Source organism: Micromonospora sp. H61, assembly GCF_018070325.1.
Lineage (GTDB): Bacteria > Actinomycetota > Actinomycetes > Mycobacteriales > Micromonosporaceae > Micromonospora > Micromonospora salmantinae.
This window is the reverse complement of the sequence record NZ_JAGPXY010000076.1, coordinates 1-20,884: the sequence shown is the minus strand read 5'-3', so window position 1 is coordinate 20,884 and position 20,884 is coordinate 1. Positions and strand designations below refer to the sequence as shown.

At 72.0% G+C, this 20,884-nt stretch carries 22 protein-coding genes; 14 read left to right on the top strand and 8 right to left on the bottom strand.

What is annotated here, in order from left to right; all coding sequences use genetic code 11:
• Window positions 1–2 precede the first annotated feature (2 nt).
• The 3 genes from KBX08_RS27505 (at window position 3) to KBX08_RS27495 (ending at window position 1,072) form a co-directional block, all read left to right on the top strand.
• Entirely contained in the window at window positions 3–266 is a 264-nt protein-coding gene (locus KBX08_RS27505) for a DUF6244 family protein (RefSeq protein ID WP_210786231.1), read from the top strand.
• A gap of 93 nt (window positions 267–359) precedes the next feature.
• Window positions 360–671 (top strand): hypothetical protein, encoded by a 312-nt coding sequence (locus KBX08_RS27500; RefSeq protein WP_210786230.1) that lies wholly within the window; start codon window positions 360–362, stop codon window positions 669–671.
• A gap of 71 nt (window positions 672–742) precedes the next feature.
• Complete coding sequence (locus KBX08_RS27495; RefSeq protein WP_247670158.1) at window positions 743–1,072, top strand: hypothetical protein; 330 nt, start codon at window positions 743–745, stop codon at window positions 1,070–1,072.
• 13 nt (window positions 1,073–1,085) lie between these two features.
• On the opposite strand, the gene KBX08_RS27490 is transcribed toward KBX08_RS27495, so the two are convergent.
• The 4 genes from KBX08_RS27490 to KBX08_RS27475 form a co-directional block, all read right to left on the bottom strand.
• Window positions 1,086–1,496 (bottom strand): hypothetical protein, encoded by a 411-nt coding sequence (locus tag KBX08_RS27490; protein ID WP_210786228.1) that lies wholly within the window; start codon window positions 1,494–1,496, stop codon window positions 1,086–1,088.
• A gap of 69 nt (window positions 1,497–1,565) precedes the next feature.
• Complete coding sequence (locus KBX08_RS27485; RefSeq protein WP_307850664.1) at window positions 1,566–2,009, bottom strand: nitroreductase family deazaflavin-dependent oxidoreductase; 444 nt, start codon at window positions 2,007–2,009, stop codon at window positions 1,566–1,568.
• Window positions 2,010–2,078: 69 nt separating this feature from the next.
• Entirely contained in the window at window positions 2,079–3,065 is a 987-nt protein-coding gene (locus tag KBX08_RS27480; protein ID WP_210786226.1) for an SEC-C metal-binding domain-containing protein, read from the bottom strand.
• A 105-nt stretch (window positions 3,066–3,170) separates the two neighbouring features.
• Window positions 3,171–4,637 carry an MFS transporter gene (locus KBX08_RS27475; RefSeq protein WP_210786225.1) on the bottom strand — a complete coding sequence of 489 codons (1,467 nt, stop codon included), beginning with the start codon at window positions 4,635–4,637 and terminating at the stop codon, window positions 3,171–3,173.
• A 222-nt stretch (window positions 4,638–4,859) separates the two neighbouring features.
• Here KBX08_RS27475 and KBX08_RS27470 point away from each other — a divergent pair, with 222 nt between their 5' ends.
• Window positions 4,860–5,441, top strand: coding sequence for a TetR/AcrR family transcriptional regulator (locus tag KBX08_RS27470; protein ID WP_210786224.1), 582 nt, complete (start codon window positions 4,860–4,862; stop codon window positions 5,439–5,441).
• Between the two features lie 17 nt (window positions 5,442–5,458).
• Here KBX08_RS27470 and KBX08_RS34790 read toward each other — a convergent pair whose 3' ends face one another.
• Window positions 5,459–6,817: a pentapeptide repeat-containing protein gene (locus KBX08_RS34790; RefSeq protein WP_210786223.1), complete on the bottom strand. Its 1,359-nt coding sequence runs from the start codon at window positions 6,815–6,817 to the stop codon at window positions 5,459–5,461.
• A 204-nt stretch (window positions 6,818–7,021) separates the two neighbouring features.
• Between KBX08_RS34790 and KBX08_RS27460 the strand changes: the two genes are divergently transcribed.
• The 3 genes from KBX08_RS27460 to KBX08_RS27450 all read left to right on the top strand — a co-directional run bounded on the left by KBX08_RS27460 (window position 7,022) and on the right by KBX08_RS27450 (window position 10,614).
• On the top strand, window positions 7,022–7,816 hold the full coding sequence (locus KBX08_RS27460; RefSeq protein ID WP_210786222.1) for a triacylglycerol lipase: 795 nt from the start codon (window positions 7,022–7,024) through the stop codon (window positions 7,814–7,816).
• Between the two features lie 174 nt (window positions 7,817–7,990).
• The gene (locus KBX08_RS27455; protein WP_210786221.1) at window positions 7,991–10,183 is read left to right on the top strand and encodes a M48 family metalloprotease; all 2,193 of its coding nucleotides are present in this window, start codon (window positions 7,991–7,993) and stop codon (window positions 10,181–10,183) included.
• 14 nt (window positions 10,184–10,197) lie between these two features.
• Window positions 10,198–10,614, top strand: coding sequence for a hypothetical protein (locus KBX08_RS27450; protein WP_210786220.1), 417 nt, complete (start codon window positions 10,198–10,200; stop codon window positions 10,612–10,614).
• Window positions 10,615–10,638: 24 nt separating this feature from the next.
• Here the strand turns inward: KBX08_RS27450 and KBX08_RS27445 are convergent, their stop codons facing one another.
• Complete coding sequence (locus KBX08_RS27445) at window positions 10,639–11,511, bottom strand: aldo/keto reductase (RefSeq protein ID WP_210786219.1); 873 nt, start codon at window positions 11,509–11,511, stop codon at window positions 10,639–10,641.
• A 242-nt stretch (window positions 11,512–11,753) separates the two neighbouring features.
• On the opposite strand from KBX08_RS27445, the gene KBX08_RS27440 reads away from it, so the two are divergent.
• The 4 genes from KBX08_RS27440 to KBX08_RS27425 all read left to right on the top strand — a co-directional run bounded on the left by KBX08_RS27440 (window position 11,754) and on the right by KBX08_RS27425 (window position 16,160).
• Window positions 11,754–12,116, top strand: a complete 363-nt coding sequence (locus KBX08_RS27440; RefSeq protein WP_091407872.1) for a YciI family protein — start codon at window positions 11,754–11,756, stop codon at window positions 12,114–12,116.
• 132 nt (window positions 12,117–12,248) lie between these two features.
• Window positions 12,249–13,631 (top strand): FAD-binding oxidoreductase, encoded by a 1,383-nt coding sequence (locus KBX08_RS27435; protein WP_210786218.1) that lies wholly within the window; start codon window positions 12,249–12,251, stop codon window positions 13,629–13,631.
• A gap of 199 nt (window positions 13,632–13,830) precedes the next feature.
• Window positions 13,831–15,279, top strand: coding sequence for a pyruvate kinase (gene pyk / locus KBX08_RS27430; protein ID WP_210786217.1), 1,449 nt, complete (start codon window positions 13,831–13,833; stop codon window positions 15,277–15,279).
• A complete protein-coding gene (locus tag KBX08_RS27425) occupies window positions 15,276–16,160 on the top strand; it encodes an acyl-CoA thioesterase II (protein ID WP_210786216.1) in 885 nt (294 codons plus the stop codon). The genes pyk and KBX08_RS27425 overlap by 4 nt, the downstream gene beginning before the upstream one ends.
• A 45-nt stretch (window positions 16,161–16,205) precedes the next feature.
• Here the strand turns inward: KBX08_RS27425 and KBX08_RS27420 are convergent, their stop codons facing one another.
• Window positions 16,206–16,874 (bottom strand): YceI family protein, encoded by a 669-nt coding sequence (locus KBX08_RS27420; protein ID WP_210786215.1) that lies wholly within the window; start codon window positions 16,872–16,874, stop codon window positions 16,206–16,208.
• A 291-nt stretch (window positions 16,875–17,165) separates the two neighbouring features.
• Here KBX08_RS27420 and KBX08_RS27415 point away from each other — a divergent pair, with 291 nt between their 5' ends.
• Together KBX08_RS27415 and KBX08_RS27410 are read left to right on the top strand one after the other, a co-directional pair.
• Window positions 17,166–17,630: an Rrf2 family transcriptional regulator gene (locus KBX08_RS27415; RefSeq protein WP_210786214.1), complete on the top strand. Its 465-nt coding sequence runs from the start codon at window positions 17,166–17,168 to the stop codon at window positions 17,628–17,630.
• A 226-nt stretch (window positions 17,631–17,856) separates the two neighbouring features.
• A complete protein-coding gene (locus KBX08_RS27410) occupies window positions 17,857–18,849 on the top strand; it encodes a sulfite exporter TauE/SafE family protein (protein WP_210786213.1) in 993 nt (330 codons plus the stop codon).
• Window positions 18,850–18,880: 31 nt separating this feature from the next.
• Here KBX08_RS27410 and KBX08_RS27405 read toward each other — a convergent pair whose 3' ends face one another.
• Window positions 18,881–20,341, bottom strand: a complete 1,461-nt coding sequence (locus KBX08_RS27405; protein ID WP_247670151.1) for a pyridoxal-dependent decarboxylase — start codon at window positions 20,339–20,341, stop codon at window positions 18,881–18,883.
• Between the two features lie 220 nt (window positions 20,342–20,561).
• Here KBX08_RS27405 and KBX08_RS27400 point away from each other — a divergent pair.
• The coding region (locus KBX08_RS27400; RefSeq protein WP_210786212.1) for a cellulose binding domain-containing protein at window positions 20,562–20,884 on the top strand (323 nt) is incomplete at its 3' end.

The following is a 20,884-nucleotide window of genomic DNA, read 5'->3' as shown; positions in this document are numbered from 1 at the left end:
GCGTGAGCGCAGCACAGATCATCGCGAGGTTGGCGGCGGCGTCGCAGAAGCTGGACGAGGCGAGGGCCAAGACCGCAGCGGCAGCACAGGACGCGGCCGAGGCGCGAGCACTCGTTGCCGGTGCGCTGGAGGGTGTGGCTGCTGGTCCGCTCGTCGGCATGATCGACTCGTACCGTCAGGCGCTCGCTCAGGCGTCCCAGGGTGGTGACCCGGCCAAGCAGCACGTGCAGGAGACGATCGCCAAGGTTCGAGCGCTGGGAAACTGAACACGGGTGACCGAGCACTTCACGCCTGAGTGGGAGGACCTGCCGGCCGCGTGTCGCTGTGGATGGGTGGTGCGATCCGATAGGCTCCGTGGTATGACCGGATCGGTGAGCAAGAAGTCGTTCTCGCTTCCGCAGGACGTTGCGGAGCGCCTGGAGCGTGAGCCCAACGCCAGCGCGTACGTAGTCGACACGATCCGGGCGCGGATGCGGGCTGAGGATCTCGACGCCGAGCTCGCTCGCCGGGGCATGACCGTGACAGCGGAGGGACAGGCTCGCGCACGGGCCCAGCGCGCTCAGGTCGAGCAGGAATGGTCACCTGGTCGACGCGCCGCGCTGCGGGACCGTTCCCGCCGAGCGGCAGCGGAGATGCTCGACGGCTCGGGCAGCCAGGCTCCGGCGGCGTGACGAGTCCCGAAGCGCCGTCGGTCCGGCTGATACTGGACCGGTCCGCGCTGCTCGCCTACGTGGCCGGGTCCATGGATGTCGCCGAACCCATCCACGAGGTTGCCCACGACGGGGTCCGGTTCGGTGTGCCGGCGGTGGTAGCGGCCGAGGTGCTGGCGGTGGTGGACGATCCGGGCGATCGCGAGCTGCTGCGCCGACTGCTCGAACGTCCCGCCTGCGCGGTGTTGCCCACCTGGGGTGAGGACTGGCAGGAGTTGGCGTACTGGCGCCTCGTTACCGGTCGGGTTGACCTCGCCGCCGCCGTGATGGCTGTCCTGGAGCACGACGCCTCGGTGTTGACCAGCGAGGGCAAGGCGTACGGCGATGGCGGCGACCTTCCGGTCATCCGCTTTCCTGGCTAGAGTTTTCGACGGTTCAGCGAGTGATGCGGAACGTCTGCTCGAAGTTCGGGTAGTCGCAGACGTCCTGGTTGCACAGTTCGAAGCCACCGCTGATCAGCGCGACACCCCTGTGCAGGACCAGTCCGCCGCCTTCCACCCACGCTCGCCCGGTCACGGCTTGCGGCTCGCCGGTGCAGCTGTTGAGGGGCGCCCAGCCGGACGCGTAGGCGACCCTGTCGCCCGACCGCTGCCGGACGATCAGCTCGGTGGCGCCGGACAGGCCGGCTGGGCAGGTCACGGTGAGGGTGATGTCCACGGCGACGCCTCGTGCGACAAGGGTCGCGGAGGTGACGTCGACGCTGCTCGCCGCGCTTGCCGGCGTCGGCGCCAGCATGATGGAGAGTGACAGCCCGAGTAGTGCAATGGCGGTGATGATGCGGCGCACGACGGTCCTCCTTGCCGGAGTGGGGTGCTTACCTGCCGTCACCCTAGCCCTCACCAGCCATGAGGCGCATCAATCACACTCGATGACGACGACCGGGATCTCGCGGTCGGTCTCCTTCGCGTAGCGGGCGTACGTCGGGAAGACCTTCGTCATCACCGGCCACAGCCGGACGCGCTCCTCGCCGGTCGCGGTCCGGGCTCGACCCGTGATCCGCTCCGCGCCGACCTGGATCTCCACCGCCGGGTCGGCGCTCAGGTTCAGGTACCAGGCGGGGTGCGTGGCCGCGCCGCCGTTGGACGCCACCAGCAGGTAGTTGTCGCCGTCGCGCCCGTACATCAGGGCCGTGCGGCGCAGCGTGCCCGACCGGCGTCCGCGGGTGGTGAGCAGCAGCGAGGGTACGCCGTGGAAGGTGCCCCCGTCGGCGCCGTCGGTCCGCACGTAGCGCCGGATGTGGCTGGCGACCCAGCCGACCGGGCTGTCCTCGACCGTCTCGTGCTGCTCGTGTGTGGTCACGCCATCGCCTTCATCGTCGAGTCGAACGGACGCATCGACCATACGTCGGGGTCAGCGCGCTCGGGACGATCAGCCGCGTGAGCGCGGCAGGCAGCACTTCTTGTACTTGGCGCCGGACCCGCACCAGCAGGTGTCGTTGCGGCCGGGCGGCCAGGCGGTTACGCCGGCCTCGTCGAGGCTGTCGGCGTACTCGTCGAGCGTTTCCTCGCTGGTGGGGTCGCTTCCGGTGCGTTCGGCGAAGGCGGCCAGGCCGGCGGCCGTGCCGACGACCACCCCCAGGTCGATGCCGCCCATCCCGGAGGCGTCGACGAGGGCGCGTTCGAGCTGGGCGCGGTGCTCGTCCCAGGTGGCGGGGAAGCTGTCGACGAGGGTGGGCCAGCGCAGCAGCAGCGCGGTGAACTCCGCCTTCGGCCAGAACAGCAGCGTCGCCGGGCCGTCGTCGAGGGCGTCGAGCGCGTGGGTGCTCGCGGCGCGCAGCCGGTCGGCGAGGTTGTCGTACTCGTCGTGGGGTAGGCCCTGCTCTTCGCGCAGGTCGTGCCGCTGCTGGGCCAGGCCGTAGAGCATGGCGGCAGCCTCGTCCTGGGCGTCCTCGGACGCGTACTGCTGGGTCCGGGTCCGTTCCAGGATGGCGTCCAGCGCCTCGGTGAGCCATGCCAACGCCGTGTCGGCGTGGCCGGACTCGGCCAGCTCGTCGATCAGGTACGTGGCCGCGGGGTCGGTCTCCAACAGCGGACGCAGTGCGGTCAGCTCGGCCATGCCCTCGTCGGTGCGCCCGAGGCGCAGCAGCAGGCCGCCACGCACCGCTCGCGGGTACGCGTTGTCGTCCGGCTGCTCGGCGATGGCGCGGGTGGCCAGGGCGAGCGCGTCGGCCAGGTCACCGGCCTGTTCCAGGATGTCCACGGCGACCAGCAGGGCGTACCCGGTGTCGTGGGGGTCCGCGACGCGCCCCTCGTCGACGGCGCCCACCAGTTCGGCGACGAGCGCGGCCGGGTCGAAGCTCTTGAGGCCCAGGGAGCCGATCTCTTCGATGCGGTCGGCGGTAAGCAACTCGGACATGGGCGCATCCTGAAAGACGACGGTCGGTGGGTGGGGGAGCGGCCAGCGTACTCCTGGACAGGGAGCAGCCCGGGCGGCGAACCGCCCGGGCTGCGACGCGAACTTTCAGCGGGTCGCCGGCATGGTGGCGAACTCGCCGGCTAGCTCCGACTCGACGATCGTCGTGGCGGACGGCCGGCGACCGGCCGACGGCCGCCGGGCGGACGGGACGGCGAGGGCCGCGAGCGCGGCGGCCAGGGCGATCGCCGTGAGGACGAGAAACCCCATGGTGAAGCCGGCCTCCCGGGGCAGGCCGTTGGCCTGCGGGTTGGCGGTGATCACGCCGCTGACCACGGCGGCGCCGATCGCGCCGCCGATGGTGCGGATGTTGGCGTTCATGCCGGTCGCCACGCCGGTCTGGCTGGCGGGCACGCTGGCGACGATCAGGTTGGCCATCGACGCGAAGGCCAGGCCGATGCCGAGGCCGACCAGGCCACCGGCGATGGCGACCTCCCAGCGGGTGTCGTGCGCGGTGGCGAGCATCGCGGAGGCGGCCACGTTGAAGGTGGCACCGGTGGCGAGCTGCGCCTTGGCGCTGAAGACGGCCTGGAGCCGCCCGGCGACGAGGCCGGCGACGAACATCGCGACGAGCATCGGCAGCATGAGCAGACCGGCCTGGCTGATGCTGGCGCCGAAGCCGTAGCCGGCGATGGTCGGGGTCTGCAGGAACTGGGGAAGGAACGCGTACACGGAGAACATCGACGCGCCGTAGAGCAGGGCGACCAGGTTGGTGGTCCAGACGCCGGGCAGGCGCATCATCCGCATGTCGATCAGCGGGTTGGCCGAGCGCACCTCGGCGACCAGCCAACCGGCCAGCAGCACCACTGCCAGCGCCAGCAGACCGAGCACCCGGGTGGAGGTCCAGCCCCAGGTGGCGCCCTGGCTGATCGGCAGCAGCAGCGCGACCAGCCAGCCGGAGAGCAGCAGTGTGGCGCGCCAGTCGATGCGACCGGGGGTACGGACCGGCGACTCGGGCACGAACAGGTGCGCGGCCACGGCGGTCAGCCCGACCACGACCATCGGGATCCAGAACAGCCAGCGGTAGTCCAGCGTGCTGACGATCGGGCCGGCCAGCACGATGCCCAGGCCACCGCCGACGGCGACGATGGCCGAGATGGCGGCCACCGCGGTGGAGACCCGTGCGGCCGGGAACTCGTCGCGGATGATGCCGAACGACAGCGGGAAGACCGCTCCGCCGATGCCCTGGACGACCCGGGCGAGGATGAGCACGCCGATGTTCGGCGCGATGGCGGCCAGCAGGCAGCCGAGGGCGAGGGCGGCGAGCGAGACGACGAGCATCCGCTCCTTGCCGACCATGTCGCCGACGCGTCCGAGGATCGGCGTGAAGATCGACGCGCTGAGCAGGTAGGCGGTCAGGACCCAGGTCACTGTGTTCTGGGAGGTGTGCAGGTCCTGTTGGATGGTCGGCAGCACCGGGGTGATCAGCGACTGGAGCATCGCGAAGAACCCGGCGCCGGCCGCGAGCACGGTGAAGGTGAGCCGACGCGAGCCGCGTCGGGAGGTCACTGCCACGAGAGAGAACTCCCTGATTACGTACGGGAATGAAGGCTTGTCGCCCGTCGTCTACGACGGGGTGGTCTGTCGGGGTCCGGGCGATCGGGGTGGCCAGGCGGCGATCGGGCGGGTCCCGAGGTAAGGTAACCGGAGGCAGGCCTCCGGGATTCCGGAGGGGTGCCTCCACTAAGCTAGCGGAGGGTCTCCTCCGGATGCAACCAGGGTGAGGTGACGCACGTCATGACCGGTGCGGGGCAGGCGCCCGAGGTCTTCGCCCAGCGGCCCAAGCGGGCCGACGCGCGGCGTAACTACGACGCCCTGATCGCGGCGGCCCGCGAGGCGTTCGCCGAGCACGGCGCCGCCGCCTCCCTGGAGGACGTGGCCCGTCGGGCCGGCGTGGGCATCGGCACGCTCTACCGCAACTTCCCGACCCGCCGGCACCTGTTCGAGGCCGTCTACGTCGAGGAGGTCCGGGCTCTCTGCCACTCCGCCGAGGGCCTGGCCGAGCTGCCACCCTGGGACGCGTTCGTCGCCTGGCTGCACCGCTTCGTCGCGTACGTCGCCACCAAGCGGGCGCTCGCCGAGCAGTTGTTGCACGACTCCGAGATCTTCGCCAGCTGCCGCACGGAGATCTTCTCCGCCGGTGAGCCGCTGATGCGTCGCGGACAGGCCGCCGGTGTGGTCCGTGACGACATCGGCTTCGACGACGTGGTGCGGCTGATCAGTGGCCTCACCATGGCCCAGTTCCCCTCACCCGAGCAGCGCGACCGGGTGCTCGGCGTGGCCCTGGACGGCCTGCGCCCGCCGGCCACGCCGCGCTGACGCCCCGTCCGACCCGGTCAGCGGTCGACCAGCAGCAGCCACTCGTCGTCGAGGCGTTCCACAGTCGTGCCCGCCGGCCAGCGGTGACCACTGTCGGCCACCGCCCGGGCCTGCTCGACCTGCGGTGGCCGGCTGAACTGTGTGTCACGGAAGCTGACCATGCCGTGGAACCGGGCCCGGCCGAAGTTCGCGGCGTCGACGAAGCGGGCCCGGTCGAACAGCGCCTCCGCGCCGAACGCCGTCCAGCGGAACAGCGCCATGTTCGTGAAACGGACCGAGTGAAAGGTGGCCGACCGGCCGAACTCGGTGTGCTCCATCGACAGGGCGCCGTCGAAGACGGCCTCCCGGAAGGTGGCGGCGTCCTCGAAACGGGTGGCGTCGAAGCTGGTCGGCTGGCCGAAGGTCACCCGGCGAAACGAGGTCGGGCCGGTGAAGCTGGCTCGCCGGCAGGACAGGCCGCCGGGAAGGGCGGCGCCGTCGAAGCTGGCCCCACCGCCGACGCGAACGTCGTCGAGGATGACCTCGCCGTCGGCCGCGAGCCCCTCGAAGACCACCTCGTCGAGGGTCGCCGCCCCGAGTAGCAGACGCCCCCGCGCCGTCGCGCCCGCGAAGGTGGTCGTACCGGTGAACACCGCCTCGGTGAAGTTCGCGTCGACGAGCGTGCAGCCGGCGGCGTCGAAGTCGATGAGCGCGGCGCCGGCCAGGTCGAGCCTCAGCTCCGGCCAGTGCGCCGCGTCGTCCGCGCGCAGGTGTCGGGTCAGCACCCGCTGCGCGCTGCGCCGGACCTCCGTCTCGCGCGGCTCGCCGTCGGGCGCCGGCATCCGCAGGTACGCGCAGAGCACCGCCGCAATCGTCGGGCGCTGCCCCGGGTTGTCCTGACCGAGGCGCTCCAGCGCGTGCAGGCCGCCGAGGCGTACCGCCGCGCTGTCGTTGCCGAGCAGCTCGACAGCCCGGGTGTAGAGCTCGGTCAGTCGACGCTCCGCCGCGTCGTGCTCGGCGGCCCCGGACTGCCGGTCCTGGTGGCGCTGTGCGGCCTCGGCCACCGCCTCGGCGTGCGCCTGCACCCGGTCCCGGTGCACCTGGTCCCGTGCGGCGACGCTCTCCTGGTGCCGCTGCGCGCGTTCGGTGATCCACTGGCGGCGGGCGGCGAGCAGCAGCGCGAGCCCGCCGCCAGTGCCGGCGACGACGGTCAGGCCGGTGCGGATCGCGTCGATGCGCAGCGTGGCGCGGGTGTCCGGTTGGCTGGCCCGGTCGGCCTCGGTGAGTAGCAGGTCCAGCACCAGCCAGCCCAGGGCGATGGCGACCAGCAGGCCGACCAGGACCAGCCACCACGGCATCACCCGCAGCTCGCGCTCGGTGGGTTCGTCGACGGCCACGGCCACAGCATGCCAGCCACCGTCGGTGTCCGATATGGAGCGTGGCGGTATGCCCGTTTACGCCTCCGTCGGAACAACGGGTTACCGGCGCGTAACAAGTCATTGACGTTTCTGAATTGTTGCGGGGATGATCGTCGCACGGTCGACCGGACACCCCCACCCACCTGCCCGGTTCGCCGGGTGCCTCCCCCCGGAGGTGCAGCGATGCTGCTCCGAAAGACCGCCCTCGTCCTGGCCCTCGCCACCGCCGCGCTGCTCGCGTCCACCACCACGGCGGCCGCCGCCCCCGCCGAACCCGCCCCGGCCACCGCCGCCCCCACGACACCCTTCGCCGCCTCGGGGGCCAACCCCGTCATCGTGGTCGGCGGGCTCAGCGGCATCGCCGTCGCGTACGAGCCGATCGCCGCCCGCCTGCGCGCCGACGGCTACCGCGCCTTCATCTACCAGCTGCCCGGGCTGGGCCTCGGTGACATCCCCACCTCGGCCCGCGCGTTCGCTGGCTACGTCAACCAGGTCCGCGCCAGCACCGGCGCGGCGAGCGTGGACGTCGTCGCCCACTCCGAAGGGGGCCTGGTCAGCCGGTACTACCTCAAGCGGCTCGGCGGCACCGCCACCGTCGGTCGGTACGTCAGCCTGGGCACACCGCAGTACGGCACGTACGTCGCCAACATCGTGGCGTTCCTGGGTCTGGGCAGCTGCGCCGGCGTCGTGGCCTGCCAACAGATGACCATCGGCTCGGCGTTCCTCGCCGACCTCAACGTCGGCGACGACACCCCGGGCGCGGTGCGCTACACCACCATCCGCACCCTGCAGGACGAGTTGGTCCGGCCGACCGGGAACGCCGCCGTCAATGACGGTGCGACGAACGTGCTGGTCCAGGCGTACTGCCCGCTGCGGGTGGTGGGGCACCTCGGCCTGGTGCTCGACGGCACGGCGTACACCATCGTGCGCGGCGCCCTGGTCGACGGCCCGGTGCGACCCAACTGCCTCGCGCTCTGACCCGGTGCGGTGCGGTGGTCCCGGAGGGGACCGCCGCACCGCACCCGCGACGCTGAGTGTCGGGTGCGCGACGATCCCGCCAAACGGTGTGGCAGACATCAGACGTCCTCGATAGCCTGCTCCGGCTGTCCATCCCCGACAGTGGACGCCATCCTCCGAGAAGGAGCAGCGCTCATGACCGAGCCGCCCACAGTGCCGCCGGAGAACACCCCGCCGACCGTGCCGCAGCTCGACGTCCGGGCCGCCCAACCGCCGTCGGCCGACACCCCGCCGCCCACCGGCGGGTTCGCCGACCGCCCACCGGGCTACCCCAGCGCGCTGGTCTGGCTGCGCGCCGGGATCCTGCGGGACTGGCGCGGCGTGCTCGGCGCGTTCCTCGCCACCTGGTTCTACCTGCCGGTCGCGCTGCTCCTGGCGGTCTGGGGCGGTCTCACGTTCGGCATCGTCGGGCTCTTCGCCGTCGGGACCGGCGCCGACGACCAGGTGCCCCAGGTGCTGCGCGACGCCCCGCTGATCGGCTCCCTGGTCGAGGCGTTCCTGACCCGCTCCGGCGGGTTGCTCGGCGGCGTCGCCGGCTTCGCCATCGGCTTCCTGGTCGGCTTCCTCGCCGTGCTGGCCCTGCCCTGGATGGGCGTCGCCGACGAGCCCTTCGCGCTGCTCACCGGCCTGATCGGCACCGTCGTCGCGGCGGCGCTGATCGGGGTCCTCTACACGCTCTACCGGGTGCTGCTCGAACCCCGCCTGCTTGTCGTCTCAGGCGCGCGCCAGCCCAGCCGCCGCGAGTACGCGCGGCTGCGCCCCATCCTCGACGACTGCGCCCGACGACTCGGTCTGCCCAGCGTGCCCCGGCTGCTCATGGAGGACGACCCGGTCCTGAGCAACGCCCGCACGTACGCCCGACACGTGGTGGTCACCACCGCAGTGCTGACCGAACCGGACGACGAGGTGGCCGCGCTGCTCAGCCACGAGCTGGTGCACTGGCGCACCGGGGACGAGATCACCAGCGCCTTCGTCCGCGGTGTCGGCCTGCCGCTGACCCTCGCGCACGCCCTGCCGACCTGGCTGATGCGGACGTTCCCACACCCGGGCACCAACTTCGTGGTCTTCGTGTTCTTCTGGCCGGTGCTGCTCACCATGCGGTACGTGGTGCTGCCACTGCACGCCCGTGACGTGCGGGCGGCCGAGTACCGGGCCGACCTCGGCGCCGTGCTCACCGGGCACGTCGACGGGTTGCGGCGCATCCTGGAACGGCGGCTGTCCTTCGAGACCGGCCGCAGCGGCTGGGACGAGGCGGTCTGCGCCACCCACCCGCCGCACGAGCTGCGGCTCGACGCGCTGGAGCGGGCGTCGCTGGCCGGTGCGCCCGACCTCGTGACCGTCGACCGGCTGTTCAACTCCGCCGGCCCGGTCGGCACCCGCCGCACCTGGCTGCTGGTCGGTGCCCTCACAGTGGTCGCCTGCCTCGGCACCAGCGGACTCGGCGTGGTGCAGTGGGCGTTCTTCCGGCCCCAGGCGGCGATCGACGGCTACTTCTCCGCGCTCGCCGACCGGGACAGCGACGCCGCCCTCGGCTACCTGACCGACCAGGGCAGCGACACCGACACCAAGCTTCTCGCTCAACTGCTGCGCGGCAAGGGCTACCAACCACCGACCGACGTCGAGATCAGCTCGCTGGAGCGCGACGGCGACAGCGCCAAGGCCACAGTGGCGTACCGGCTGGGTGACACGCGGGAGACCACCACCCTCGAACTGCGCCGCGAGGACGAGACCACCGCCGGGCTGTTCCACGGCTGGCGGTTGAGCGGCGGGCCGACCCCGCTCAACGCCGCGATCGCCGACCCCGGGGTGCGGCTCAACGGGGTGGAGTTGCCGGTCGCCACCGAGGGCGCCCCGCTGGTCCTGCTGCCCGGCGGCTACACCGCTACCGGCCCGTCCAGTGCGCTCAGCGAGACGCCGAGCACGACCATGCTGGTCGGCCCGGGGGAGACCGCCGCCGTCCTGCAACTGGCACCGGTGCTCAAGCCGGCGGCGACCGAGGCCGTCGAGGCGCAGGTACGCGCCTGGTTGGACGAGTGCGTCAAGCAGACCGTGGCCGCTCCGCCGGGCTGCCCGTTCCGCTACTACGGCGGCTCCACCCAGAAGATCACCTGGAAGATCCTGGAGTACCCGAAACTCGCCGTCGAACTCACCGGCCCGGCCAGCGCCCAGGTCTCCACCCCGACCGAGACCCAGGGCAGGGTGGAGGCCAGTGGCACTACCACCTACTTCGGCGGCAGCTCACCGTTCAAGGACGACAACGCGTTCACCGTCACGGGCGTCGCCACCGCCGACGGCGACAACGTGACCTTCCGACCCGCCGCCGACTGACCGGGAGACAGACAGTGACCGACAGCGACACCGCAGCCCGGCTGCCCGTCCGGCTGACCATCAACCCCCGGCAGCGGCAGCCTCCGTCGGTCGACCTGCTGACCTGGATCCACCGCCGCCCCGAGTACCGGCCGGGAGTCCGTCCGGCCGGCGGCGGCGGTGGCCGGCCGGGCTTCAGCGACGCAGTGATCATCGCGGTGCTGGCCCAGGGGCTGCTCCCGGGGCTGTTCAACCTCTTGCAGTCCTGGGTGGACCAACAGCGCACCGAGGCCAGCATCCGGATCCAGACCGGGGACACCGAGGTGGAGTTGCAGGTGAGCGGTCGGACCGACTCCGCTCGCCTGCTGGCCCAGGCGACCGAGGCGCTACGCGCCGCCCGGGAGCCCGGTCCGGAGCGGGGTTCGGAGCCCGGCCCGGACGCCGCCGGATGACCCGACGGCGACCGGAGCGGTGGGTCAGCTCGCCTTGGCGAGCGCCTCGAACTCGTCGTCGGTGAGCCGCACGTCGGCCGCGCCGACGTTCTCCTCCAGGTGCGCCACCGAGGACGTGCCAGGGATCGGCAGCATCACCGGCGAGCGGCGCAGCAGCCAGGCCAACGCGAGCTGCGCGGGTGACGCGCCGTGCGCGGTGGAGATGGCGTCCAGCGGGCCACCCGGGCGGGCCAGCTCACCGGTGGCGATCGGGAACCACGGGATGAACGCGAGGTCGTTGCGCTCGCAGAACTCCAGCACGTCCTCGGCGCTGCGGTTGGCGAGGTTGTACAGGTTCTGCACCGACGCGATCGTGGTGATCGCCCGGGACTCCTCGATCTGCGCGACGCTCACCTCGGACAGCCCGATGTGCTGGATCTTGCCTTCCTCCCGCAGCAGGGCCAGCTCACCGAGCTGGTCGGCGAGCGGCACCAACGGGTCGATCCGGTGCAGCTGGTACAGCGGGATGCTGTCCAGGCCGAGGTGACGCAGGCTCAGCTCGCACTGCTGGCGCAGGTACTCCGGGCGGCCCAGCGCCCGCCAGTCGCCGGGGCCGGAGCGGCTCAGCCCGGCCTTGGTCGCGATCACCAGGTCGTCGGCGTACGGGTGCAGCGCCTCCCGGATCAGCAACTCCGACACGAACGGCCCGTACGAGTCGGCCGTGTCGATGAACGTCACGCCCAGCTCGACCGCACGGCGCAGCACGCGAACCGCCTCGGCCGGGTCCTTCGGGTCACCCCAGACACCCGGGCCGGTGATCTGCATTGCCCCGTAGCCGAGCCGGTTGACCGTGACGTCGCCGCCGATCCGGTACGTGCCGGACGCCTTCGCGGGCTGCTCACTGATATTTGTCGCCATTGCCCGATCCCCAATCGTCTCGTCGTGGCGAGCGTGGACAGCGCGGGCGTGAAGAGCCCACCCGCCACCGATGGATCATCCCCCGGAACCTCCACGCCATGCCGCCGGTCGGCCGAGTGTGGGCGCGGACACGCCGTCAGCGCGCCGAACCGAGTTGCCGGGAAGCGCCCGGTACGACCGGGGTGTCCGTGCGACGCTGGCCGGAGCCGGTGCGTTCCGGCGCGACGGCGGAGGGAGCACCCATGGGAGTGCCACAGGTCAACTTCGCGCTCGACACGTACGAGTGCATCGTGATCTATCCCGGCGCGGCCGGGCGGGCCCTGCCCGCGGAGACCGTGCAGCGGTTGCAGGCCGAGCACGCCGAACACATGCAGGCGTTGCAGCGACGCGGCATCGTCCTGGTCGCCGGCTCGGTGGACGGGCCGGCGCGCGAGCCGGATCCGCCGATCGGCTTCGGGCTGGCCCGCACCGGCAGCGTCGACGATGTCCGCAGCGTCCTGGAGGCCGACCCGGCGGTGCAGGCCGGGCTCTACCGGGTGGAGGTGCTGACCTTCCTCTGCCCGGCCGGTTCCCTGGAGTTCCCGCTGGTCAAGGCGGGCAGCTGAGCCGCCGGTCCATCGGTGGCTGTCGTGATGATGACGGCGCTCGCCCGCCTGCCGGTGTTACGGTCGCGCCCAGCGCGGGCCGCCGCCGGGGCGTACCCGGTGTCGTGGGTCGGCCCCGGTCGAGGAGTCGCCATGCTCTCCGCCGCCACCCCCGATGTCGCCTCCGCCGCCGCCCGACTGCGTGCCCTGCTCGGCGACCGGCTGCACGAGCCGGGCGATCCGGGTTACGCCACCACCACCCGGCTCTGGAACGGCGCTGTGGCGCGCACCCCCGCGCTGGTCGCCAGGTGCCAGGATTCCGACGAGGTGGCCGAGGCGGTCCGCATCGCCAACCGGTGCCACCTGCCCCTCTCGGTCCGCTCCGGAGGGCACGACTGGGCCGGTCGGGCGCTGCGCGACGGCGCTCTGGCGCTCGACCTGACCGGGCTGCGCGCCGTTCGGGTCGATCCGGACGCGGCCTCGGTGACCATCGGCGGCGGCACCACGGCGGCCGAGCTGCTCGCCGCCGCCCGCCCGTACGACCTGGTGGTCCCCACCGGCGTGGTCGGCGCCGTGGGGATGGCCGGGCTCACCCTCGCCGGCGGGTACGGCCCGCTGTGCGGCCGGTTCGGTCTGGCAGTGGACAGTCTGCTCGGCGCGGAGGTGGTTCTCGCCGACGGCCGCCGGGTCACCGCCGACCCCCGGCACGACGCCGAGCTGTACTGGGCGCTGCGCGGCGGCGGTGGCAACCTCGGCATCGTCACCGAGCTGCGCTTCCGCGCGCACCGGCTGCCCGGCGTGCTGGCCGGCATGATCATGTTCGCGCTCTCCGAGGCACCGGCCGTGCTGCGCGGCTACGGCGCACTGGTCGCCGAGGCGCCGGACGAGCTGACCGTGATGGCCGGCTTCCTGCCCGGCCCGGCCGGCGAGCCGGTGATTTTCGTCTGCCCGTTCTACAGCGGTCCCGACCTGGACGCCGGGGCGCCGTGGATGGACCGGCTGCGCGCGCTGGGCACCCCGCTGGTCGACCAGATCGGCCCGATGCCGTACGCGGACGCGCTGCGGATGTTCGACGGTGGGATGGTCGACGGCAACCACTACCTGCTGCGGACCCGGTGGTTGCCCACGCTCACCGACGGCGCGGTGGACACGCTCGTCGACGCGGCCCGGCAGGTCACCTCACCGTTCTCCGCGCTGGCCGTGCACCACTTCCACGGCGCGGCCACCCGGGTCCGACCCGCCGACACGGCGTTCGGGCTGCGCACCGATCACCTGATGGCCGAGATCATCGCGGTGTGGGCGCCCGGCGACCAGGCCGGTCCGCACCGCGAGTGGGCCGAGCGGACCTCTGCGGCGCTCGCCCCGCAGGCCCTGCCCGGTGGTTACCCCAACCTGCTCGCCCCGGAGGAGACCGACCGGGTCCGGCTCGCCTACGGCGCGAACTGGGCGCGGCTGCGCCACGCCAAGCGCCGCTACGACCCCCGCTACCTGCTGCACGCGGTGCCCACCCTGCCACCCCCGGAGCGCCCGCGGTGAGCCGCCGCCGGGAGCACCCCGACAGCGCACGCCAACAGAGGCGTACGATTCCCGGCGCGCGGTCGCTGATGCCCGTCGCCACAACGTTCCCGGTGCGGTTCCGCCCGCCGGCCCGACGCGCACCGCGCGTCGTTGGACACCTGTTCCACTGCCTGCAAGGGGTCGGCCCCGAGTCCGACCTGAAGGAGAGACTAGCCTGATGGGCGTGACACGCCGCGCGAAGATCGTCTGCACTCTTGGTCCCGCCACCTCGTCCCCGGAGCGCATCCGGGGTCTCGTCGAGGCCGGCATGAACGTGGCGAGGCTCAACTTCAGCCACGGCAGCCACGCCGACCACGAGGCGGTCTACCGACTGGTCCGGGAGGCGTCGGAGGCGACAGGTAAGCCGGTCGCCGTCCTCGCCGACCTGCAAGGCCCCAAGATCCGGCTCGGTCGGTTCGCCGACGGCCCGCACGAGTGGCGCACCGGTGACTCGGTCGTGATCACCGGCGACGACGTGATCGGCACCAAGGAGCGGGTCTCCTGCACCTACACGAAGCTGCCCCACGAGGTGAAGCCCGGCGACCGGCTGCTGATCGACGACGGCCGGGTCGCCGTCGAGGTCACCGACGTCACCGGCAACGACATCCGCTGCCTCGTCACCGAGGGTGGCCCGGTCTCCAACAACAAGGGCGTGTCGCTGCCCAACGTGGCGGTCAGCGTGCCCGCCATGTCGGACAAGGACGCCGAGGACCTGCGCTTCTCCCTGGGTCTCGGCGTCGACCTGGTCGCGCTCTCCTTCGTCCGCTCCGCCGAGGACATCAAGCTCGTCCACAACATCATGGCCGAGGAGGGCGTGTTCCGGCCGGTGCTCGCCAAGGTCGAGAAGCCGGAGGCGGTGGAGCACCTGGAGGCCATCGTGCTGGCCTTCGACGGCGTCATGGTCGCCCGCGGCGACCTCGGCGTCGAGATGCCGCTGGACGAGGTCCCACTGGTGCAGAAGCGCGCCGTGCAGCTGTGCCGGGAGAACGCCAAGCCCGTCATCGTGGCCACCCAGATGCTCGACTCCATGATCGAGAACTCCCGCCCCACCCGGGCGGAGGCCTCCGACGTCGCCAACGCGGTGCTCGACGGCGCGGACGCGGTGATGCTCTCCGGCGAGACCAGCGTCGGCAAGTACCCGGTGCTCACCGTCAGCACCATGGCCAAGATCGTGACGACCACCGAGGCCGGTTCCATCGGCGTGCCGCGGTTGCAGCACGACCCGCGTACCCACGGTGGCGCCCTCACCGTCGCCGCCTCGTCGATCGCCCGGGCCATCAACGCCAAGGCGCTCGTCGCCTTCTCGCAGACCGGCGACACCGTGCGACGGCTGTCCCGCCTGCACTGCGACCTGCCGCTGCTGGCCTTCACGCCGGTCCCCGAGGTGCGCGACCAGCTCGCCCTCACCTGGGGCGTGGAGACCTTCCTGATGCCGTTCGTGCAGCACACCGACGACATGTTCCGCCAGGTCGACCAGGCGCTGCTCGGCCTCGACCGGGCCAACCCCGGTGACTACGTGGTGATCGTCGCGGGTAGCCCGCCCGGCACCCCCGGCTCGACCAACACGCTGCGCGTACACCAGCTCGGCTCGCTGGTCGACGCCGCGTCGGCGCGGGCCCTGCAGTGAGCGACGGTCGGGTCGCGGTCGGCCAGGCGGCGGTGGACCAGCTGCTGGAAGTGCTGGACCTCGACCCGACCGGGGAGATGACCTTCCGGGGGATGAGCCCCCCGGTCGGCCCACAACGGGTGTACGGCGGCCAGGTCGCCGGTCAGGCCCTGGTCGCCGCCGGCCGCACCGTCGACCCGGAGCGGTTCGTGCACTCGCTGCACGGCTACTTCGTCCGCCCCGGCGACCCGGTCGAACCGATCGCGTACGAGGTGGAGAACATCCGCGACGGCCGGTCCTTCTCGGTCCGCCGCGCGGTCGCCCTCCAGCACGGCAAGCCGATCTTCTTCATGTCGGCGTCGTTCCAGCGGGCCGAGGAGGGGCTGGACCACCAGGCCCCGGCCCCGCTGGACGTGCCCCCGCCGCAGGAGGTGCCGACGATGACCGACCGGCTCTCCCGCTACCCGGAGCGGCTGGGCATCTGGGGCCAGATCCCACGACCGATCGACGTGCGCTACGTGGGCGAGCCCGGCTGGGTCCGCCCCGGCGACCGGCCCGCCGACCCGCACCAGCGCGTCTGGATGCGCATCGACGGCAAGCTGCCCGACGACCCCCTGCTGCACGCCTGCGCGCTCACCTACGCCTCGGACCTCACCCTGCTGGACTCGGTGCTCTCCGCGCACGGCGAGGTGTGGGGGCCGGGCGGGTTGGTCGGCGCGAGCCTGGACCACGCGCTGTGGTTCCACCGGCCGTTCCGGGCCGACGAGTGGTTCCTCTACGACTGCCTCAGCCCGTCGGCGTCCGGCGCGCGTGGGCTGGCCACCGGCCGGATGTTCACCACTGACGGCCAGCAGATCGCCAGCGCCGTCCAGGAAGGTCTGCTGCGCCGCGTCGGCGCCTGACGTTGCCGCTCGTCCCCGCCAGGCAACTGGCGGGGATGACGTGGTTCAGGGCTGGTAGATGGCTTCGCCGGCGATCTCGATCTGCACCGTCTTGCCGACCAGCACCCCGCCGCTCTCCAGGACGACATTCCAGAGCAGGCCGTAGTCCTCACGGTTCATCTCGGCCGTCGCGCTGAATCCGAAGATGTTCTGCCCGTACGGATCCTGACGAGCGCCACCAAAATTCACCTCCAGGTCGACGGCCCGGGTGATCCCCTTCACGGTCAACTCACCGGTAAGAACGAATCGCCCGGGAATACCGTCGGACTGCGGCGGAACAATGTGACTTCGGCCTCGTCCGCCCAACCGGTGGTTGCGCAGACGCGCCCACTGGAATATGGGGTCCTCGTTGCCCTGCCACCTAATGCCCGTGCTTCGATATTCGAGGGTGGGAAAACGCTCGACGTCGAGGAAGTCGGCACTCTTCAGATGCGTGTCCCGGTCGACACTTCCGGTGGTGATGCTGGCCGACATGATGGTGGCCGTCACCGAGGACAGCAGCGGGTCCTCCGCCACGAAAATCTCCGCCGTGGCCTCGGCGAACTCGCCGCGCACCGGGCTCACCATCATGTGCCGGGACAGGAAACCGATCCGCTTGTGCGCCTGATCGAGAAGATAGGAGCCGGCCACCGGGATGGTCATGCCGTCCCAGGTGCGTGTGGCGATATCGGTCATCGTGTTGCCTTCCCCCCGAGCACACCCGGGTGTTTATCAATATGTTGCTCGCGGCCGGGTAAACGGCCGGACATTCGTACTCCCGCCCAGCATAGGGACGCTCCGGACCGGCATTTCGGCCGCCACCGTACGGTGGATCATGACGTACTTCACCATTCCCTGCCGGCGGCCGTTCATCGGTCCCGGCCGGCGACCCGGACGGGCGTCAGCGGCGCTACTTCCCATCGATGCGTGGCCGATCGGCCGAGGGTCGCCCGCCCGCCCGGCTGACCAGCGACTAACCTTGCCGACATGCGCCTCTCCGCTCGGGTCGACTATGCCCTCCGCGCGGCCGCCGAGCTTGCCGCGACGGCCAGCGGCCCCGGGCGCGGCCGGCCGGTGACGGCCGACCAGATCGCCCGCGCCCAGGAGATCCCGCCGAAGTTCCTGGAGAGCATCCTTCTGCAGCTGCGCCGGGGCGGCATCGTGCACGCTCAGCGTGGCCCGGAGGGCGGCTACTGGCTGGCCCGCCCCGCCGGGGAGATCTCCCTCGCCGAGGTCATCCGGGTGATCGACGGGCCTCTCGCCCACGTACGCGGGCAACGCCCCGAGCAGCTCGGCTACCACGGCCCGGCCCACGCCCTCCAGGAGGTCTGGATCGCGCTACGGGCAAGCGAGCGGGAGATCCTGGAGCTGGTCAGCGTCGCCGACGTGGCCGCCGGCACCCTGCCCGCACGGGTCACCGAGCTGGCCGCCGACCCACGCGCCTGGATCTGAGCGCCGGCTCGCCTCCCGGCTCCACGTCACCTGGTCGCTGCCTTCTTCGCCTGGATCTGCACGCCGGCTAGGTTCCGCCGCTCGGTTCCCGGCCTCGCGCCACGGGCCGCCGACCCGGCGCACCGCCCGGCGCGTCCCATCCACCGATCGGGGGCTTGACCCCGGCTGCCCCATCCCGCATTGTCGACCAAGTCGATAGGAGATGCCGAAAAGTCTGGGGGCGCTCGTGCGCAAGCTGTTGGTCCTCGCTCTGGTCGGGCTCGTCGCGCAACTGATCGATGGTTCGCTCGGCATGGCATACGGCTTGACCTCGTCCACTCTGCTGCTGGTCGCCGGAGTCGCCCCGGCCGCCGCCTCGGCATCGGTGCACCTGGCCGAGATCGGCACCACGCTCGCCGCCGGGGTCGCGCACTGGCGGTTCGGCAACGTCGACTGGCGGGTGGTGACCCGCATCGCCCTACCCGGCGCTGTCGGCGCCTTCGCCGGCGCCACACTGCTCAGCTCGATCTCCACCGAGGCCGCCGCACCGTGGATGGCCGGCATTCTCTTCACGCTCGGCGCGTACCTCCTGATCCGCTTCGCCCGGCCACTGCGCACCGACCGGGTCGGCGGACGGCTCCGCAGTCGTTTCCTCGGCCCCCTGGGCCTGGTCGCCGGCTTCGTCGACGCGACCGGCGGCGGCGGATGGGGCCCGGTGGCCACCCCCGCGCTGCTGGTCTCCGGCCGCATGGAACCCCGCAAGGTGATCGGCTCGGTCGACACCTCCGAGTTCGTCGTGGCCGGCGCGGCCAGCATCGGCTTCCTGATCGGGCTGGGCTCGGAGGGATTCCTGCTCCCCACCGTCGCCGCACTGCTCATCGGCGGGCTCATCGCCGCCCCGCTGGCCGCCTGGCTGGTCCGAATCGTGCCCGCTCAACTGCTCGGCGCGGCAGTCGGCGGCGTGATCGTGCTGACCAACGCCCGCACCCTGATCCGCTCCGCCGAACTGGACGGTCCGGCCCGCCCCGCCCTGTACGCCCTGCTCGCCGCCGGCTGGCTGGCCGCCCTGGTGTTTGCCGTACGCGCCCTACGCCGTACCCGCCGCGCCCGCGCCGAGGCCGCCGAAGCCGCCGCTGCTCCCGCCGCCGCTGCCGGTGTGCCCGCCGAGGCCGCCGCCGCCGCGTCCGCCGGCGAGGTGCCGGCCGATCTGGCCACCACCGGTACGGCCACCCCACGCTGAACCCCGGTTGCGCCCACCCGCCGATGCCGGGTTAGGGCGTGAGCAGGGTGTCGGCCGCCTCGGAGAGCAGGCTCCAGGCTTCGTCGATGTGCGCTTCGGTGCTCTGGGGTGAGCCGACCGCCAGCCGCAGCGTGTAGCGGCCGGCGACCCGGGTGTGCGTGAGGTGCACCCGTCCGGTGGCGTTCACCGCGGCCAGCAACGCCGCGTTGGTGTCGTCGTCGGCGCACAGTCGGAAGCAGACCAGTGAGAACGGGTGTGCCGCTGCCAACTCGAACCGGTCGTCGGCGCGGACCCGCTCGGCGAACCGTTCGGCCAGCGCCACCCCGGAGCGGATGTGTGCCCGCAGCCCTTCGGCGCCGTACCAGCGCAGCACGAACCACAGCTTGAGGGACCGGAACCGCCGGCCCAGCGGCACCTGCCAGTCCCGGTAGTCGATCACCGCGCCGGATTCGGAGGCAGCGTTGCGCAGGAACTCCGGCAGTACGGTCAGCGCCTCGATCAGTTCGGCCCGGTCGGCCACCCAGAACGCGTCGCAGTCGAAGCCGGTGAGCAGCCACTTGTGCGGGTCGAAGCAGTAGGAGTCGGCGTACTCCAGGCCGGCGTGCGTCCAGCGCAGTTCGGGGCAGACGGCGGCGGCGCCCGCGTACGCGGCGTCCACGTGCAGCCAGATCCCGTACTCGGCGCAGATGGCCCCGATCTCCGGCAGCGGGTCGACGGCGGTGGTGGAGGTGGTGCCGATGGTCGCCACCACGATGGCCGGCACGTCACCGGCGGCCAGGTCGGCCTCGATGGCGGCCCGCAGCGCGCCCGGCAGCATCGCCTGGGTGTCCGGGCTCACCTCGATCGACCGGATTCCGTCGCTGCCCAGCCCGGCGATCCGTACCGCCTTCTCGATGGACGAGTGCCCGTGGACGGAGGTGTACGCGCGGTAACGCCGGTCGATGCCGGTGTGCCGCCAGCGGCCGCCGCTGGCCCGGTGCAGTGCGGTCAGGGTGGCCACGAGCGTCGCCGAGGAGGCCGAGTCCTGGATGACCCCACCGCCGGCGCCGGTGGAGCGGAACCGCTGTGGCAGGTCCATCAGGTGGGCCAGCCAGTCCATCATCACCGTCTCCAGCTCGGTGCAGGCCGGGCTGGAGGCCCAGAGCATCCCTTGGACGCCGAGCCCGGAGCTGACCAGGTCGCCGAGCACACTCGGGCCGGAGGTGTTGCCGGGGAAGTAGCCGAAGAAGCCGGGGTGCTGCCAGTGGGTCAGCCCCGGTACGACGATCGAGTCCAGGTCGGCGAGGATCGCCTCGACCGGTTCGCCGCCGGTGGTGGGTGGCTCGCGGGGCAGGGCGGCGGCCACCGTGCCCGGGGGGTCGGCCGGGGCGACCGGTCGTTGCTCCACTGTCGCCCAGTAGTCGGCGATCCAGTCGACGACGGCGTGGCCTGCTCGACGGAACTCGTCAGGGTCCATGTGGTGAGCGCTCACCCCGACGAGTTGATCAGGCATCGATCGCTAGGGCAAGACCCGAAGGAAGTAACAACCATCGATGTTGCATGGCGGAAAGCGCTTGCCTTACGATGCGCGGTGAGTCGGATCCGTGAGTTCCAGGGCGTTTCACCCCGATCAGATCGCCGTCCGCCGCCGTCGCGGTGGGTCGGGTCCACTGTGCTTCCCGGGCAGGGCCGGTGGGTCGAAGCGATCATCACCGGATCCCCGGAGGCAGTGCATGCACCCGTCCAGACATCGGCTGATCCTGCTCGCCGCCACGACGGCGGCCACCGTCGTGGCCGGCACCCTCGGCACGGTCGTCGCCTCGGCCGCCGCCGTCGGCTGCCGGATCGACTATCAGATCACCAACCAGTGGCAGGGCGGCTTCGGCGCCAACGTCACAGTCACCAACCTCGGCGACCCGGTCAACGGGTGGACCGTCACCTGGTCGTACGCCGCAGGCCAACAGGTCACCCAGGCGTGGAACGCCACCGTCACCCAGACCGGCGCGCAGGTGTCCGCGCGCACCGTCGACCACAACCCCGCCATCGCCACGAACGG

What these genes read in the sequence shown, in the direction of transcription:
- pyk (WP_210786217.1), top strand. Translation starts at nt 13,831, where the DNA reads ATGGGCGTGACACGCCGCGCGAAGATCGTCTGCACTCTTGGTCCCGCC.
- KBX08_RS27500 (WP_210786230.1), top strand. Translation starts at nt 360, where the DNA reads ATGACCGGATCGGTGAGCAAGAAGTCGTTCTCGCTTCCGCAGGACGTT.
- KBX08_RS27420 (WP_210786215.1), bottom strand. Translation starts at nt 16,874, where the DNA reads ATGACCGATATCGCCACACGCACCTGGGACGGCATGACCATCCCGGTG.
- KBX08_RS27455 (WP_210786221.1), top strand. Translation starts at nt 7,991, where the DNA reads ATGACCGAGCCGCCCACAGTGCCGCCGGAGAACACCCCGCCGACCGTG.
- KBX08_RS27495 (WP_247670158.1), top strand. Translation starts at nt 743, where the DNA reads ATGGATGTCGCCGAACCCATCCACGAGGTTGCCCACGACGGGGTCCGG.
- KBX08_RS27480 (WP_210786226.1), bottom strand. Translation starts at nt 3,065, where the DNA reads ATGTCCGAGTTGCTTACCGCCGACCGCATCGAAGAGATCGGCTCCCTG.
- KBX08_RS27470 (WP_210786224.1), top strand. Translation starts at nt 4,860, where the DNA reads ATGACCGGTGCGGGGCAGGCGCCCGAGGTCTTCGCCCAGCGGCCCAAG.
- KBX08_RS27435 (WP_210786218.1), top strand. Translation starts at nt 12,249, where the DNA reads ATGCTCTCCGCCGCCACCCCCGATGTCGCCTCCGCCGCCGCCCGACTG.
- KBX08_RS27460 (WP_210786222.1), top strand. Translation starts at nt 7,022, where the DNA reads ATGCTGCTCCGAAAGACCGCCCTCGTCCTGGCCCTCGCCACCGCCGCG.
- KBX08_RS27445 (WP_210786219.1), bottom strand. Translation starts at nt 11,511, where the DNA reads ATGGCGACAAATATCAGTGAGCAGCCCGCGAAGGCGTCCGGCACGTAC.
- KBX08_RS27405 (WP_247670151.1), bottom strand. Translation starts at nt 20,341, where the DNA reads ATGCCTGATCAACTCGTCGGGGTGAGCGCTCACCACATGGACCCTGAC.
- KBX08_RS27415 (WP_210786214.1), top strand. Translation starts at nt 17,166, where the DNA reads ATGCGCCTCTCCGCTCGGGTCGACTATGCCCTCCGCGCGGCCGCCGAG.
- KBX08_RS27440 (WP_091407872.1), top strand. Translation starts at nt 11,754, where the DNA reads ATGGGAGTGCCACAGGTCAACTTCGCGCTCGACACGTACGAGTGCATC.